General features: G+C 54.1%; 13 protein-coding genes. 4 read left to right on the top strand and 9 right to left on the bottom strand.

Annotation, left to right across the window (positions count from 1 at the left end):
- The first annotated feature begins 44 nt into the window (after positions 1 to 44).
- Positions 45 to 1,151, top strand: coding sequence for a glycine oxidase ThiO (gene thiO / locus NK55_RS08895; RefSeq protein WP_024125406.1), 1,107 nt, complete (start codon positions 45 to 47; stop codon positions 1,149 to 1,151).
- Here the strand turns inward: thiO and rpe are convergent.
- Complete coding sequence (gene rpe, locus NK55_RS08890; RefSeq protein ID WP_024125405.1) at positions 1,148 to 1,843, bottom strand: ribulose-phosphate 3-epimerase; 696 nt, start codon at positions 1,841 to 1,843, stop codon at positions 1,148 to 1,150. The genes thiO and rpe overlap by 4 nt on opposite strands.
- A 204-nt stretch (positions 1,844 to 2,047) precedes the next feature.
- Between rpe and NK55_RS13550 the strand changes: the two genes are divergently transcribed.
- Entirely contained in the window at positions 2,048 to 2,494 is a 447-nt protein-coding gene (locus NK55_RS13550; RefSeq protein WP_051372834.1) for a hypothetical protein, read from the top strand.
- On the top strand, positions 2,467 to 2,706 hold the full coding sequence (locus tag NK55_RS13545) for a hypothetical protein (protein ID WP_162147182.1): 240 nt from the start codon (positions 2,467 to 2,469) through the stop codon (positions 2,704 to 2,706). The genes NK55_RS13550 and NK55_RS13545 overlap by 28 nt, the downstream gene beginning before the upstream one ends.
- A 2-nt stretch (positions 2,707 to 2,708) precedes the next feature.
- Here NK55_RS13545 and miaE read toward each other — a convergent pair whose 3' ends face one another.
- The 5 genes from miaE to NK55_RS08860 form a co-directional block, all read right to left on the bottom strand.
- Positions 2,709 to 3,341: a tRNA isopentenyl-2-thiomethyl-A-37 hydroxylase MiaE gene (miaE, locus tag NK55_RS08880; protein ID WP_051372832.1), complete on the bottom strand. Its 633-nt coding sequence runs from the start codon at positions 3,339 to 3,341 to the stop codon at positions 2,709 to 2,711.
- Positions 3,298 to 3,789, bottom strand: a complete 492-nt coding sequence (locus NK55_RS08875) for a universal stress protein (RefSeq protein WP_024125403.1) — start codon at positions 3,787 to 3,789, stop codon at positions 3,298 to 3,300. Before NK55_RS08875 ends, miaE begins: the two co-directional genes overlap by 44 nt.
- An 81-nt stretch (positions 3,790 to 3,870) precedes the next feature.
- Positions 3,871 to 4,548, bottom strand: a complete 678-nt coding sequence (gene ubiE, locus NK55_RS08870; RefSeq protein ID WP_024125402.1) for a bifunctional demethylmenaquinone methyltransferase/2-methoxy-6-polyprenyl-1,4-benzoquinol methylase UbiE — start codon at positions 4,546 to 4,548, stop codon at positions 3,871 to 3,873.
- 2 nt (positions 4,549 to 4,550) lie between these two features.
- Complete coding sequence (locus tag NK55_RS12775) at positions 4,551 to 6,839, bottom strand: PAS domain S-box protein (RefSeq protein WP_024125401.1); 2,289 nt, start codon at positions 6,837 to 6,839, stop codon at positions 4,551 to 4,553.
- An 88-nt stretch (positions 6,840 to 6,927) separates the two neighbouring features.
- The gene (locus NK55_RS08860; RefSeq protein WP_024125400.1) at positions 6,928 to 11,637 is read right to left on the bottom strand and encodes a translocation/assembly module TamB domain-containing protein; all 4,710 of its coding nucleotides are present in this window, start codon (positions 11,635 to 11,637) and stop codon (positions 6,928 to 6,930) included.
- 163 nt (positions 11,638 to 11,800) lie between these two features.
- Here NK55_RS08860 and NK55_RS08855 point away from each other — a divergent pair, with 163 nt between their 5' ends.
- Positions 11,801 to 12,520 (top strand): SDR family oxidoreductase, encoded by a 720-nt coding sequence (locus NK55_RS08855; protein WP_041429190.1) that lies wholly within the window; start codon positions 11,801 to 11,803, stop codon positions 12,518 to 12,520.
- 18 nt (positions 12,521 to 12,538) lie between these two features.
- Here the strand turns inward: NK55_RS08855 and clpX are convergent, their stop codons facing one another.
- From clpX to tig, 3 genes are all read right to left on the bottom strand, one after another.
- Positions 12,539 to 13,861, bottom strand: coding sequence for an ATP-dependent protease ATP-binding subunit ClpX (clpX, locus tag NK55_RS08850; protein WP_024125398.1), 1,323 nt, complete (start codon positions 13,859 to 13,861; stop codon positions 12,539 to 12,541).
- 32 nt (positions 13,862 to 13,893) lie between these two features.
- The gene (gene clpP / locus NK55_RS08845; protein WP_024125397.1) at positions 13,894 to 14,583 is read right to left on the bottom strand and encodes an ATP-dependent Clp endopeptidase proteolytic subunit ClpP; all 690 of its coding nucleotides are present in this window, start codon (positions 14,581 to 14,583) and stop codon (positions 13,894 to 13,896) included.
- A gap of 95 nt (positions 14,584 to 14,678) precedes the next feature.
- Positions 14,679 to 16,112, bottom strand: coding sequence for a trigger factor (gene tig, locus NK55_RS08840; protein ID WP_225871808.1), 1,434 nt, complete (start codon positions 16,110 to 16,112; stop codon positions 14,679 to 14,681).
- Between the last annotated feature and the right edge of the window lie 251 nt (positions 16,113 to 16,363).

The following is a 16,363-nucleotide window of genomic DNA, read 5'->3' as shown; positions in this document are numbered from 1 at the left end:
TGCCAAGATAAAGAAATGGGTAAGTTGGCATTGAAGCATCAAGAATGATCCTGGGGGATGAACAGCGGGACATTTTGATTATTGGCGGCGGCACCATGGGGCTGGCGATCGCCATCGAATTGGCATTGCGGGGAGCACGGCCCACGGTTCTCAGTCGCCAGTTTCGGGAAGCAGCGCTCCATGCAGCAGCGGGAATGCTCGCCCCCCAAGCAGAAGGTTTGCCGGCAGGAGCCATGTGGAATTTGTGTACGGCAAGCCGCAATTTGTATCCCAGTTGGATTGACAAGCTCGAACAACTTACGGGGCTGGATGCGGGCTACTGGCCCTGTGGCATTTTGGCACCAGTGACCGATGAGCGACAGCGGGATCGCTCCCACCCCATGGAGCCCGACAGCCGCTGGTTGGATAGGTCTGAACTTGCAAGCTACCAGCCGGGCTTTGCGGAGAGTGTGCTAGGGGCTTGGTGGTTTCCCCAAGATGGCCAGGTGAACACACGCAACTTGGCCAAGGTGCTGGTGAGTGCGGCTCGCCTTCTTGGCATCGAAGTCATTGAGGGCATTACTGTTCAACGTTTTCAGCAAACGCCGCAGGGAGACATTACAGCGTTAGAGAGCGATCGCGGGCGGTGGTCTGCGGGGATTTACATTCTGGCCACAGGGGCATGGGCACAAAGCCTCCTGCCTCTACCCGTCACCCCTCGCAAGGGGCAAATGTTGGCACTGAAACCACCGGGGCAACCTCTGCTGAACCATGTGATCTTTGGGGATCAGCTCTATCTTGTGCCGCGTCGCTCTGGCAAAGTGGTGGTGGGTGCCACCAGTGAAGATGTCGGTTTTCAAGAAGGGACTACGGTTGCTGGCCTGCAAGCACTGCTGAACCGTGCCACCGCCGTTATTCCAGAATTGGCAAGCTACGAAGTGATGGATACCTGGTGGGGGTATCGTCCAGCTACCCCCGACGACTTACCCATTCTGGGTCAAGGACCAGCTGCTAATCTTTACCTGGCAACGGGGCATTACCGCAATGGTATTTTGCTTGCCCCAATTACAGCGAAGCTGATGGCCAACTTGATCCTGCACCAGACGGGCGATCGCCACCTCAAAGCCTTTTCCTGGCAGCGATTTGAGGCTCGATCAGAAACCGGCGCCTAGGCAGTCACCAACTCAGGGCTAGGGCGTTTGCTATTGCGAATACCGGCGATCGCAGCGGCATAGTCGGGGGCATGAAAGACGGCTGAACCGGCCACAATGGCATTGGCGCCTGCTTCAAGGACTTGCCAAGTATTGTCCACCTTGAGTCCACCATCCACCTCAATCCATGGATCTAGGCCACGCTCTTCACACAGTTGCCGTAGTCGCCGAATTTTCGGCAGCACTGCCGGAATAAACTTCTGACCCCCAAAACCGGGGTTAACACTCATAATTAGGACGAGGTCACAGACCTCCAGGACATACTCAATGAGTTCCAGAGGGCTCGAGGGATTGAGCACTACCCCCGCCTGTTTGCCCAGTTCACGAATTTGACAGAGGGTGCGATGGAGGTGGGGTGAGGCATTGTGCTCAGCATGGACAGAGATAATATCTGCACCGGCCTTGGCAAAATCAGCCACGTATTTTTCTGGCTCGACAATCATGAGGTGCACATCGAGGGGCTTTTGGGTCAAGGGGCGAATCGCCTCAACAATCAATGGCCCAATCGTGATATTGGGAACAAAACGACCATCCATCACGTCCACATGGATCCAGTCGGCTCCCGCCCGATCTACCGCTTGGATCTCTTCACCCAAACGACTAAAGTCCGCAGAGAGAATGGAGGGAGCAATCACGACGGGCTTAGCACTCATGACCAATTCATTCCGTAAATAACGTTACAGTTGTTCTCAGTGTACCGAGGGATCGCCCCCACAGCAACTGGCGGTCCCTAAGAGCACCTAAGACCACTTTGGCAACTGCCTATGCATAGCCACTACAAGCTAACAGTACATTTTATAGTAGGCAACAAAGAGCATATCTGCACCACCAGACCATCATCCAAGGGTGAGAGCCAAATGTTCAAACAGCGCACCAAGATTGTTACCATTGCAGCCGGGTGGCTAGCCTCAGCAATCAGTGGCTGTGGCTTGATGGTTACTGAAACAGAAATTACGAATCAACCCCCTGTTCCCCCCGCAGCAACTCCCACCACCCCTGAAGCCACCGCACCCAAACCCAGTGCTGCTGGCTCTGCGGTTGCCGCCCTCACCCCCCCACCAACCCCAAAACCTACATTGAGGGGCTTTCGAATATTGGTCGCGCGAATCCTTTTAATCCAGTTCGGGTACCAGAGACTGGTGGCGTTAACAATGGTGGCACTGTGGCAGGAGGTGGCAATGGCACTTCTGGAACAGGGGGCACCGGTACAGGTACTGGTGGTACCCCTAGCCGGCCCACACCACCAACGCCGCCCCCACCCGCTGATGCCCAAGCTGTGCAAGTTTTTGGTGTGGCCGCAGTGAATGGCCGCCTACAAGCGATTATTCGCTCACCCAAGGAGAATGTGACGCGCACGGTACAAGTGGGGGATACGATCGCGGGCAATGTGCTTGTTCGGGCAATTGATGCCTATGACACCACACCCACAGTGGTTTTGGAGCAATTTGGCCAAACGGTACGCGTTACGGTCGGTCAGCCCACGACTGCTCAAGGGGCAACACCGCCAGCTATTTAAGGCTAACTGTGGATCCGGGGCAGGGGATAGGGCGTGCTGAGAATTTCACTTTCAAGGGCAGCCAACTGCTGTAATCGCTCTGCCACTACCTCTTGACCAAAGGACCCAGAGGCCAAGTACCAATAGGTGCCATAGTGGCGTGCCTCGGAGGTCACTAAGCGAGCAAAGAACTCTGCCAGTTCCTGATCGGGGCAGTGCTGCGCGAGCAACTGTAATCGCTCATGGCTGCGGGCTTCAATCAAGGCACAGACCAATAGGCTATCCAAGAAGCGCTGGGGTTCCTGTTGGCGGACAGCTGCATTCAAGCGAGAGGCATAGGGGGGCGCACTTAGGGGCGCAAGGGCAATGTGGCGGCATTCTAATTGCCAATTGACTTGGCGAAAGTGGTCGAGTTCCTCTTGGGCAATATCGGTGAGGGCATCCACCAATGGTTTGTGGGAAGGATAGCGAAACATGAGATTGATCGCTACCCCAGCAGCTTTGCGCTCACAGTGGGAGTGATCGAGCAAAATCGTATCTAGGTGAGCGATCGCTTGCTCTACCCACTCAGGACGGGTAGGTTGTAGAAGGAACTTAATGCGAACGGGAGTCTCAATCACGGCGGTGCTGGACGGTGAGTACAGAACAGTGGGCATTGTGGAGGACATAGTTACTGACACTGCCGAGGAAAAATTCACTCAAGCCCTTGAGACCCCGCCGCCCCAGCACAATCAAATCACTTTCCCAATCCTTGGCCAGATCACAAATGGCACGACCCGCATCCCCCAAGGCTTGGGTAAATTCGGTGGGCACCCCCTTTTCAGTGGCAATTTGGGTGAGGTTGCGCAGCATCTCCAAGCCCTTTTGCTCAAAGTTTTCCCACTGCTCGGCATAGGCACGCATCACTTCCTCGTGCAGTCCCACATATACGCCTGAAGCCAAAGGTGTCGTAAAGATTGGGTCAGGATAGGATTCATTGGTAGGGGAGAGGACATGAATCAGCATCATGCGAGCTTGGTAGTGTTGTGCCAAATCCAGTGCCGCCTGGAAAACTTGTTCCCCCTGTTCACTGTCGTCAACTGCAACGAGAATTTTTTTATACATACTGCCCCCTGCGGTTTACCTATCTCCTATCTATAGCTTAGAGGATTCCCCCAAAAGTGAAGCCTCACATTTTTAACTCGATTACTTTTGGGCAACAGTAATCGCCATGAGTCCCCCCAGCAGAGGATAATGCTTCACACTTTCAAAACCCGTTTGTTGAATCAGTTTACAGAGGATAGGCGGAGTGGGAAAGGCCTGAATGCTCGGCCACAAGTAGTCATACTCGGCTGCCAATCCATACTGACGTGCCGTAGGAACTACCCACTGCTGTAAATACCATTGCTGAAATTGCTGTAGGGCGGGGGTTTGGGGATGGCTAAAGTCGAGGATGGCAGCTCGCCCACCGGGGACAAGCAGCCGAAACATTTCCCTGAGCGCTTGGGGAATATCCACCACGTTGCGTAGCCCGTAGCCGATCGTGATGCCCTGAAATGTTTGAGCTGCAAAGGGTACTGCTAAGGCATCTCCTTGGAGCCATTCAATTTGCGGGTAATGGTAACTCCGTTGGCGGGCGATCGCCAGCGGGGCGGCAGCAAAGTCCAAGCCCACCACCCGCCCCTGCCGCCCCACCCGCCGCGCCAGTACACGACTTAAATCCCCCGTGCCACAGCACAGATCCAAAGCCGTTGCCCCCTGAGGGAGTTCGAGCCAGTCCACGGCCATCTGTTTCCACACATGGTGCAGACCAAAACTCAATTGATCATTGAGGCGATCGTAGAGGGGGGCAATGCGCTCAAACAGGGCTTGGATATCGGTCATGGTTACCTTTTGGAATGGCGACGCTGACGCAAATCATTCGCCTCACGGCGCAACTGCTGAAAGTACTCCGTTTCCGTAATTTCTGCCACTTGCTGCCGCCGTTTTTCGTGATCAATTTCCACCCTTAGCTCTTCAATTTGCTGCTGCATGGCTTGCTCGCGCTGTTTGCGCTCGGTAATGTCTTGCACTAATCCTTCATAGTAGGAAATTTTGCCGTCGGTATCCAAGACCGCTCGCATATCCAACTCAATCCAAATGATCTGGCGATCGCGCCGATAGGCCTTGAATTCAAAATGCCCCGTTGTCTCGCCAGTCGCAAAATGATTCAGAATCTCATCACGGGTGCTGGGTTCCACGTAAATTTGGTCGCGGATACTGGTGACGGTCTCCACCATTGCTTCCGGGGAGTCAAAGCCAAAGATCTTGGCCATGGCGGCATTGACCCGAATAAACCGATTTTCGGTTGACGCTTGAAAAATTCCCTCAAGGGCATTCTCAAAAATACTGCGGTAGTTTTCCTCAGCAATGCGCAGCGCTTCCTCGGCTCGCATGCGATCGCTAATATCAATGCCGACGGCAACGGTATGGGTACCCTTCATATACTTTTGCAAAGCAACGAGGTAAAACCTGGTTTGACCATTGCGCTGAACAGAGATCACCCGTGAGGCAAATTGATCTGGAGACTCCAAAAACTCCTGCATAAAGGCGGCTAGCTCGCAATCCGCAGACAAAAAGCCCAAAGGACGGCCAATAAATGCCTCTGGTGGCAAATTCAAGGTTTCTGCCAATTTGCGATTGACCCCCTTATAGATGCCCTCAGCATTAATCCAAGCAATCGTGCCAGGAACAGCATTGAGTACCGCCTCAAACTGTTCATTGGCCTCAATCAGTTCATCGCGAATCTGCTCGAGGCAGCGGTTTTTTTGGGCTAACTCCTCAAAGGAGATACGCAACTGGCGCATCATGGCATTAAAGGAATTGGCCAGTTTGCCCACCTCATCAAGGGAGTGCACCTGCACCAGTGTCGCCAAATCGCCTGCCTGCACGCGACGGGTGGAAGTGACCAAGGATTGAATCGGCTTAACAATCGCATTGGCCGTGAGATAGGCCCAAACACTGGCCAACAAGAGGGCACCAAGGGTAATAGCAAAGGACACCAACCGTTTTTGGTTGGCTATGGTATAAATCCATGCCTGGGACTTCCCCACAAAGGCGATACCAATGGGGGGTGGATGCGGCACCTTGAGCTGCTTGCGAAAGTCCTGCAATGGGCTGTAGATAGTTGCGTAGGCAGAACCCACAATGTCAGTTGTACCGACAAACATTTTGCCCTGATCGAGAACTTGAGTGGCCACTTCGCGAGCGACGCGGGTTCCAAGGGCGCGAGTCCGACCATCGGTGTAAGGCACATTGGTGGCAATTCGCAAATCTTGGGCAAAAATTGTTGCCACTGTATCTACTGTGGACCAGGCAGTGGTGCTATCCACAAGATCCGGCATATTGTTGAGCAAAATGCCCGTCAAAATTAGCCCTTGAAATTGGTTGTTTTCATAAAGGGGCTTGGCGGCAAAGGCTAGTAAGCCAATATTGCCGTCCGCAATGGGGTAGGTACCCGTAGGGGCCGGCTGCTGATTGGGGGGTAGATTGGCAATGGGTTGAGGACGCAATGTAATCTTTGCCTGCTGTGCTAAGCCCAGTTCTTGTAACTGTTCACGATTGAGGAGTACCAGACCGCTAATCAGTTGCTGGCGATCGCGAGCCAGTTGGAACATCGGTAAGTTAGCAATACTGTTGGCTTGATGCCGGCTGAGACGATAGGGGGAATGGGTTTCGGGAGTCAAGTCGAGGAGCGCCTCTCCCGTTTTAGCCAAGACCATTGTTTGCTGTGCCAGTACCCTACCCCTCGCATCGGCCACCAGCATCAGGTTCATGGGGCGTTCAGTCCTATCCACTTCCGCAAGAATAGCTTGGATAGCGGCAGGATTCAAAACACTGACAAGGGATTGACCCACATGTCGCGCATAGATTCCACTGGCAATTAAGAGGGCTTGGATGCGAGACTCATAGGCCAAATTGTCGATTTCCCACTGCAAATCCCGCAAACTAGAGCGCAGTTGCTGATCGAGGTGATGCTCAAAGCTGCGATAGCTGACTTGAATCAGGGCTTCAGTAATAATCACGGCTGGAAAGAGCGCCGCCAGCGCCAAGGCCAAGGTAAATTTCCAACGCAGACTTAACCGCTGCCATGAGATCGCAAATCGTTGAGATAAGGCGCTAGCGGAATTTTTCATCAAGATTGATACCGAGGCGACTGCAACTGCCGCAATTGTTACCTTCTAAGCTTGAGCGTTGCTGGCAGTACTCTGATCATAGACGACATTAAAAACGGTAACGGAACTCAAGAAAGCCTGTGCCCTGACCACTGGTGCTCACCTGTCCGCCAAGGCGAATCTGCTCTGTCACCTGAAACCCAAGGTTAAAGCGCGTCGGATCATTGGGGGCAGTTAGCAACTGCAAGAGGGAGACCGAGGTAAAACTATTTACTTGGAAGCCGAGTTCAGCCCCCACGGTAAGGGTTGGGGCTTGGCTTTGGGCTTGGCGATCGGGGGGCACCACGGCTGGAAAAATCCGAAACGAGGTGCGGTTACCCGTGGCCTGATCAATCAATGCCTGTAGGTTATTGAAAAGAGCAGATCCGGCGAGACTGGCGACGACTGTTTCTCCCCCCACTTGGTTGAGATCCGCAATTGAGCCACCGCCCATCAATGCCAGTAGTTCAGTTGGGCTACGGGAGGGGGTACTGGATAGCTCAAGCACCGCAGGTAAATTGGTTTGGAGTTGACTGGCACGACCATTGATGCGGGCAGTGATCCGAATGGTGTTCAACGTTCCTAGGCTGGTGGCTGTCACGGAACCCACATCCGATAGTCGCGTCACCGTACCGGGGGTATACACTTCAGTGGCAGTGGCAGCAAGGGTGAGGTTGAGTTCGGGATCCAAGCCATTGGCGGGGGTAAAGAGCACATAGTTATCCGCTCGCCGCTGGAGCAGAAAGAGGGTGGTAAAAAGATTCAGTTGCCCTCCCGTGAGGCGAATTTTGCCGTCAGGCTGAAGACTATCGAGGCCGCCATTGAGGGTTAAATGACCAGTGGCCGTTAGGTTGAGAACGGGCGATCGCGTCACCCGCAAGGAATCTAAGATATTAATTTCTAAATTCCCAAAGACCAGTGGTTCAAATAGAGAGTTAGCAGGATTGGCTAACCCATTGCCATTAGCAAAACCATTGATTGCGCCTAAATCCAAGCGGCCTTGGCTGAGTTGGACACTGCCCCCCAGATCAGGACTTAGGAGGGTATCCCTAATTACGAGTGTGCCATCTACTGCACCGCGATAGATATTGCCGGCATTCACTTGCAATTGTCGCAGGGAAGCAGTGAGGGGTGTTGCAGCATCTGGATCATCTGCGGCCAAGGGAGTCTGAATTGGCAGCACCCCTGTCATGGTAATTTGCCCTTGGCTAAAGCGACCTTGAATCCCATCCACCCGTAGGCGATCGCGATCGAAGCGCACCCGTGCACTGAGATTTGTCACTGGCTCCTCAAAGGCAGGAGTTTTAATAACCGCATCATCCAAACTAAGGAGGCCATTCACAATGGGAGCGTCCCATGTGCCCCGCAGTTGAGCTTGGAAAAGCCCCTTTCCTTGTTGCCATTGCACCTGATCCGTCAAGAGGTTGATGAAGGACAAGCCCTCATCCTTGACACTCACATCTAGGGCTAACTGCGGATCTACCACTGGTCGCGGATCAAGGGGATAGATCAAGGGAACTGAACCCGTCACCCTCAGGGGTTCTGGCGTATCCAAGCGGGCGATCGCCTGCAGGGCAAGCCGATTTTGGGCATAGCGGAATGTGGCATTGGCAACTTCAAGGGGACGTTGATTCAACCGACCCTCCGCAAGGGTAGCCTCACCCGCGAGAATGGGCTGCTGCCATGAGCCAGTTAACACCGCTTGGGCATTCACTTGACCCTCCAGATCCACCCCCGGCGGCAAAAGACTGGCCACAAGACCCACAGGGAATTGCGCTAGCCGCAGTTGGGCCTTTTGCTGGTTACCGCCGAAAATGCCATTGACATTCAATTGCCCACCGTTGATGAGCATATTGAGGGTCGTCAGCACCAGTCGATTTTGGGCAAAGCGACCGCGACCAAGAAACTGATCCACTTGGTAATTTCCCCACTGCCAATTGGCGCCCTTGAGATCAAAGCTGGCCACAAGACCTGACTGGGGGGTTTGACTCAGATTGATTTGGCCATTAAACATGCCCTGAAGCTGATCTAGGGAGGGCAGTAGTTCCGGCCGCCGCACCAAAGCCGCTTGGGCTTGTAGCATCTCGATTTCGGCAAGGCGGCGAATTTGCGTTAGCAGTGATACTGGCAGACCTTCCCCTGCGGTGGGTGTACCCAAATCTGCAGCAGTGCCCCGAGCGGTGGGTTGAGCAATCCCGAGGACAGTGGCTAGTCCTGTCAAATCCGCCAAATTGCCTTGGGCAATCGCCAGCTGCGCCCCCAATTGCTGAGGCTGGAGATCGGCAGTGAATTCATAGCGACTTTTCCCTTTTTCAAAAAGGCCCGATTGAATCGTCAGGCGATCGCGCCTCAGACGAAATTGCCCTTGCAGGCGATCGCCCCGCCATGCCCCTAATCCCGGTCGCTCTACCGTAAAACTGCCCTGAGCGCTTGTCCAGTTTTGCAACTGTAGCTCGCCAGAGGCGACTCCTGCGAGAATGGCATCCCTAGGAAATTCCGGCAAACGTAACCGCAGGGATTCCACGGGAAATTGCTGAAGACGCAGATCAAAGATTTCCCCTTGGCGCTGACCAATGAGTTGCGCCTGTTGCCGTTGAATCAGCAGGGAGTGGGGTAAGCCATCGGCATCCAGACGAAGCGCCAAGCGATCGCCCCCACCCTGTAAATTGAGGGTTGCCCCCTGTTGTTGGCCCAGGGCAACCGTGCCCGTGAGTTGAGGGGCAAAGCGTAAATCATTCACTGCCAATCCTTGGGTCAGCAGTGTCCCCTGAAACTGGAGCCGATTGAGGCGGCCTGTGAGTTGGCCTTCAAAGGACGTTGTGCCGGCAAGGACGAGGGAAACAGGGAGATTCGGTTTCAAGACGGTACTTAACCTACTCAGGGAGAGATTCCTGGCTTGGATGCCCAATTGAATGTCAGTAGGTTTTAAAGCCGCCAAATCAACGCCAATGGTTCCTTGGGCGCGGATAGCACCGAGGGTGGCTTGTTGGACTTGCAATTGCTGGCCATCCCAGTTCACAGCCGCAATCAGGGGATCCCCTGTGGGGGTTTGATCGACTTCGAGATTGGCACTGGCGCGAATCGCTGGCAACGTCAGTTGATCCACTCGCCCTTGGGCGATCGCCTGCCCCCTGAGCCGACCTTGTAAATCTTGATTCAACTGCCGCAGGGGAATATTTGCGACCTGAGCCTGTAACTGCCACCGACCAGCAGCAGCTTGCACTTGACCCCGCAGACTCCCGCCGAGAAACTGCATTTGAAACTCAGGAACAACCAGTTGGGTTTGCGTCAGACGAGCGGTGCCCCGCAGTGGATACTGAGCAGTCGGTAGTTGAAAGGCCGCATTGGCCTGCCAAGCCTCTGGGGTACGCAGACTGCCACGAAAATCCAAGTGCGCAAAGCCCTCCCCTAGGGATATGGGGGGAACCACATCATAGCGGCGGGCGATCGCCTGCAGATTCACCCGCTGCACTTGTGCTTGGCCGCGAAACTCCCCTGTGGGCTGTATCCCTACCGTTGCCCGTACCTCACCCCCATCCACCAACTGGGCGCGGACATCCATCAGCCTAACCCCCCCCTCAAGGGAGGCCATAAATGGCAGCCTCACCTGTTGCAGTTGCAGTTGATCCACTTGGAGAGGTCTTTGGCTGCGCAGTTCACCCACGATTTTAGGATTCTCCAGATCCCCCTGCAGGCGGAAGGTAGGAACTTCTACTTGACCCTTGAGGGGAACAGGCGGCGTAATCTGCAAGGCCCTCAAGGTGGGGATGAGGTCAAACCTCGACACTTGAGCATTGATATTCCAGCCCCTTTCAGGACTAACCGTGCCTGCAGCCTGCCAGCGGACGTTAGCGATCGCCCCGCGCAAATAGTGGAGCTTTGCCTGATTGCCCTGCAATTGCACATGGGCCTGCACTGCTTTGATATCCTGGGGCACAAAGGCCGTGCGCAGCCTACCATCGCGCAACCAAATTTGACCCGTGACTTGGGGTGTTTCTGACAGAGGAAGGCGAACGCGCAACTGCCCCGCCAGTTGGCCCCCTTGGACACGAATGGTCCTTGGCAGAATCTCATTACCGAGCGCAAGGGGAATCTTCCTAAAGCGCAAATCCAGTTGTCCCCTTTCTTGGGATTGGTTCCAGTCCCCCTGCAATCGCCATTGGCCACCGCCGGCCAGGTGTCCTGCCAGTTGACCAGCAAGGGCAAACTGCTGGCGATCGGGCGTCAGGGTCAATCCCCCATGAATTCGACGCAGCAGGTAGGCAGGACGCTGAAAGGGCTGAACCAGCACAGAGCCATCCCGCACCTTCACGCTGATTTGATTCAGTTGAAAGAAGGTCGGCTCCTCCTCTAGCAGCTTAACTTCCGTGCGCCACCACTGCCCTTGGGCATCCTGAACCACCGTGAGTTGGGGTTGGTGGAGGGTAATCTCAATATCGAGCTTTTGACCCGTCAGGAGCTGCCATGGATTAAAGGCAACCTCAATGCTGTTGATTAGGGCATTGTCCAATTCTGGGCTACCCTTCTCTGGCGTGTAACTGGGAACCGCTGAGGCGCCAAAACGCACAACATTCAGCCCGACGTACTCGACGCTACCAATTTCCACTGGCCGATTGAGGCGCTGTTGCAGTTGTTGGGCGATTTCAGGAGCTAATTCATAGCGCACAAACCACCACGTCCGCGTGCCAACCGCGATCGCCCCTAGGGCCGCCAAGCCAATCATTCTCCATCCCCACTGACCAACCCGAAGACTAGAGGGGGGTTGTGGTTGTTGCGTCATTCATCCCAACTCCGTCACACCTAGGCGAGAAGCCTAACGGCTCAATCCTAATACGCAGAACAAAGGCTTGTCTTTCTAAATTGGATCGCCTAAGCCATTGGCAGGTTCTCGGGCATTCAAGAAACGCTAGGATAAAAGGGTAAACATAAAGAAATGTAACAAAATGAGTGTCTTAGCAGATCGTGTGGTGTTAGTGGTGGGTGCCACAGGGGGTATTGGTCAAGCCGTTGTCGAGCAACTCCAAGAAACCGGTGCCACGTTGGTCTTAGCGGCACGCTCGCGCGATCGCCTGCAGGCCTTGGCAGAGCAACTTCCCTCCTCAGTAACGGTACAAATTCAGCCCTGTGACATCACCCAACCGGAGCAAGTGAGCGCATTGATGCAAGCTATCCGCAGTCAACAGGGACGACTCGATGTATTGATCAACGCAGCGGGCGCTGGCCTCCTCAAGCCCTATCAAAAGATTACTGCGGCTGAACTAGATCAAATGTTAGACCTTAACCTCAAGGGTTGCTTTTACACCACCCAACAGGCTGCCGAACTCATGAAAGCGCAGCAGCAGGGACACATCTGCACCATTGTCGGCATTCTCGGTAAACATTCAATGGCGATGGGGTCGGCCTACTGTGCTGCAAAATTTGGGGTAGTGGGCTTTAGCAAGTGTATGGCCGAAGAACTGAAGCGCTATGGCATTCGCTTTAGCCTGTTCTACTTTGGCGGTGTGGATACCCCCTTTTGGGATACTGTCAGCCTCAAAATTGATCGCCAGAAACTCCTGCGACCGGCCACCGTTGCCCATTTGATTCGCGCTACCCTAGAGACGGATCCCCATGCGGTTCCCCTTGAGTTGAGCTTGATGCCCGATAGCCACGTTTTCTTCTAGTCCTCCGTAGCTATAACCCTATGCCGATAGTGTCGGCAGCGAAGAAGGATGCAGGAGCAGTTCAGCCGTGGAGCGTTTTTCCACCATTTCGGGAGTGATGGTACATTCCCGCAGATCTTTGCGGGAGGGCAGTTCGTACATTACATCCAGCATAATCTCTTCAACAATGGCGCGCAGGGCACGGGCACCGGTTTTGCGACGGTAGGCCTCTTGGGCGATCGCCTCCACCGCAGCCGGTTCAAAGCGCAACTCCACACTGTCCATGCGCATCAGTTTTTGGTACTGCTTCAGGAGCGCGTTTTGAGGTTGGGTGAGAATTTCTGCCAAGGCCGCCACATCCAGCGGCTCTAGCACAGCAACCACCGGAATACGGCCAATGAACTCTGGAATCATGCCGTACTTCACCAGATCGTGGGGCTCCAGTTCCTTGAGAATATCCGCAGAGCGTTTTTCCTTGGGAAGGAGCTCGCCATCACGGACAAAGCCCATCGCTTTTTTGCCCACCCGCTGCTCAATGGTCTTTTCTAAACCCACAAAGGCGCCGCCGCAGATAAAGAGGATATTCGTCGTGTCGATTTGAATGCAGTCTTGGTAGGGATGCTTGCGCCCCCCCTGGGGTGGCACATTGGCGATCGTCCCCTCCAGTATCTTCAGTAGCGCCTGCTGTACCCCTTCCCCCGAAACATCACGGGTAATTGAGGGGTTCTCACTTTTGCGGGCAATTTTATCAATCTCGTCAATGTAGATAATCCCCCGCTGTGCTTCCTCCACATCCATATTGGCGTTTTGCAGCAACCGCAGCAGGATATTTTCCACATCTTCCCCCACATAACCTGCTTCCGTGAGGGTGGTGGCATCGGCAACCGCAAAGGGAACATCGAGGAGCTTCGCCAACGTCTGAGCCAAGAGAGTCTTGCCGGAACCCGTCGGGCCAATGAGCAGGATATTGGACTTTTGCAGTTCGACGTTGTCATCGCCCCGCTGATCGCTATCCAGAAGACTCAGGCGCTTGTAATGGTTGTAGACTGCAACCGCGAGGATTTTCTTGGCTTCGTGCTGCCCGACCACATGCTTATCAAGAAATTCCTTGATTTGCCGAGGCTTGGGGACCTGACTGAGGGGGCGACTACGGGGTGTGCTGCGGGGCGATCGCGACGGCGTGGATTCTCGACGGGGAGCGGCGACATTGGGAACGGTGGCCAATTCCTCATCGAGGATTTCATTACACAGCTCTACGCATTCATCACAGATATAGACCCCAGGGCCCGCGATAAGCTTGCGCACCTGTTCCTGTGACTTACCACAAAAGGAGCACTTGAGGTGGGTGTCATATTTGGCCATAGGGAACCTCTAGGGGTGCACGTAGGGTGTACTTAGTGGCTAGGGAGGGTCTGCCGCGTCACCACCTGATCAATCAGACCATAGGCTTTTGCCTCTTCAGCGGACATAAAGAAATCCCGCTCCGTATCCGCTTCAATGCGCTCGATGGGTTGCCCCGTGTGCTGTGACAAGAGTTCGTTGAGCTTGCGCTTGTGGTAGAGAATTTCCCGCGCTTGGATTTCAATATCCACGGCCTGACCCTGGGCACCTCCGAGGGGCTGGTGAATCATGATCCGAGCATTGGGCAGCGCCATCCGTTTGCCAGGAGTACCGCCGGACAGTAAGAAGGCACCCATGCTTGCCGCCAAGCCAAAGCAGAGGGTACACACATCAGGGCGAATGTGCTTCATCGTATCGTAGATGGCCATGCCGGCTGTGACCGAGCCACCCGGTGAGTTGATGTACAGGTAAATGTCTTTTTCCGGATCCTCGGCATCAAGAAATAGAAGCTGTGCCACAACGGAGTCAGCAACCGCATCGTCAATGCCCCGGCGATCGCCTGCACCCCCACCTAGGAAGATGATCCGTTCGCGGAGGAGCCGCGAATAGATGTCAAAGGCTCGTTCACCCCGCCCCGACTGCTCAACTACCATCGGCACAATATTGGCATGGGTAGGTGGCAGGTTGAGCGCTGGAGAGCGCAGAATGGCACTAAGGGGATGGTCGTAACGCGATTGCAGCATAGTTGCCTAAAATGACGGTTCGTTTGTAATTAATTGTAACTAGATTGTAACTAGCGGTTTATCCCCGTAGGGATCATCACCTTCATTATGCCGAACTATTCTTGGGATGGGGCAGAACTTGCTTTTTTGCCAGATCGTTTTTGCAGCTTGGATGGGTTTGCGGCAACGGCCTCCGTCTGGGTATCCTCTGGCGCTTCAGCGCTTGCTGGGGACTGCTCAGTGGCTGTGTCGGACTGCGCCGGCTGAAATGTATTTTGCTCTAGGAGCCAGTTGAGGGCTTGCTCCTGCTGCACTTCATCGTGGGCCAATTCGCGGAGTCGTTCCAGATCCTTTGCCGTTTGGTTCCTCACCACCTCTTTGTAGCGGTTTAGTCGTTCCTCAACTGCTTCGGGACTGGGCTCAATACCCTCTTGGCGAGCGATCGCCTTCAACAGCAAACGGGAGTGGACCTCCTTAGCCGCCGCCGGCTCTGCCTCTTGACGCATTTTCTCGTAGAGTTCCTCGGTCATGATCTTGTTGAGATCAACACCTTGGGACTGAATTTGCATCAAAGTGGTCCGCACCTTCACAGCTGCTTCTTTATGGATCAGGGTTTTTGGCAATTCAACGGGATTTTGAGCAATGAGGGTATCAATGAGGGCAGCTTCTTTGGCTTGCTTGTCTTGATTTTTAGCTCGCTCTTGGTGATTTTGCTCTAAATAAGCCCGCAATTCTGCCATCGTGCTAAATTCACTGTGCTCAGCGGCAAAGGCATCGTCTAGGGGGGGCAGTTCCGGGACTTTAATTCCCAAGAGTTCAATCTCAGCGGTCAACTGTTTGGGAACCTCTGCTGCCTGGGTAACAGACACCGTTTTCGCTTCACCAATACTCATGCCGACAACAGCAGCAGGAATTTCTTTGAGCAAAAAGGGTTGATCTTCATCGAGGGACAGGGGCAATTCATCTGCTGAGAGTTCCTTCACCACTTCCCCATTTTCATCTTTGGTCACTAGTTTCAGGGTGACATCATCGCCCCACTGAGCCGGCCGGTCTTCTACGGGAATGAGGGTGGCGTGCTCCCGTTGGTGCCGCTGCAAGAGCTTCTCGACGGTTGCGGGATTGTAGGTGACGGGACTGTACTCAATGGTTAACCCTTTATAGGCTGTGACCGTAACTTCTGGTTCGACATCAAAGGTGACGCTGAAAGAAAAGTTTTCGCCGGGATGAAATTGATCCAGTAGCTCTGTAATGCCCCCTTCGAGTTCGAGGTTGCCTAGGTAGGGGATATTGTTCTTTTCGACGGCGGTTTTGACAGCATCCTCAATCAGTTTTTCCATGGCAAGATAGCGCAGACGCTCTTTGCCAAGCTGCTGCAATACAAGCTGTCGGGGGGCTTTGCCCTTGCGAAATCCTGGCACTTGTGTGTGGCGAAGGAGATCGTTGACCACTTGGTTATACACCTGTTGAGAGTGTGCCCCCGAAACCTCAATTGTGGCGAGGAGTTGGCTATTGGAACGGGGTTCAGTTGTCATGGAAATGATGTCAGTCACGTCAGTCAAGGTCATTCCCCTTCGCAGATGGTGTCAGTGTAGTGTCAGTTGGCTGTGCGCGATCGCACAAATGATAATTTTAGCGCAGATTTCCCCTGGTCCTTGCAAATGGAATTCCCCTAACAGCAAAGGGCAAGGGGGGTAATGTCAGGGTTTGATGACAAAAGTAACCGTCAGAATCCCCACTGCCTATAGAATGATTTAAGGTTTGCGATGGCTGCCGTGGAGCCCACCCCATACCGTTTTCACAT

Origin of the sequence: Thermosynechococcus sp. NK55a (genome assembly GCF_000505665.1) — a bacterium.
Lineage (GTDB): Bacteria > Cyanobacteriota > Cyanobacteriia > Thermosynechococcales > Thermosynechococcaceae > Thermosynechococcus.
This window is presented reverse-complemented; position numbering and strand designations above follow the sequence as displayed.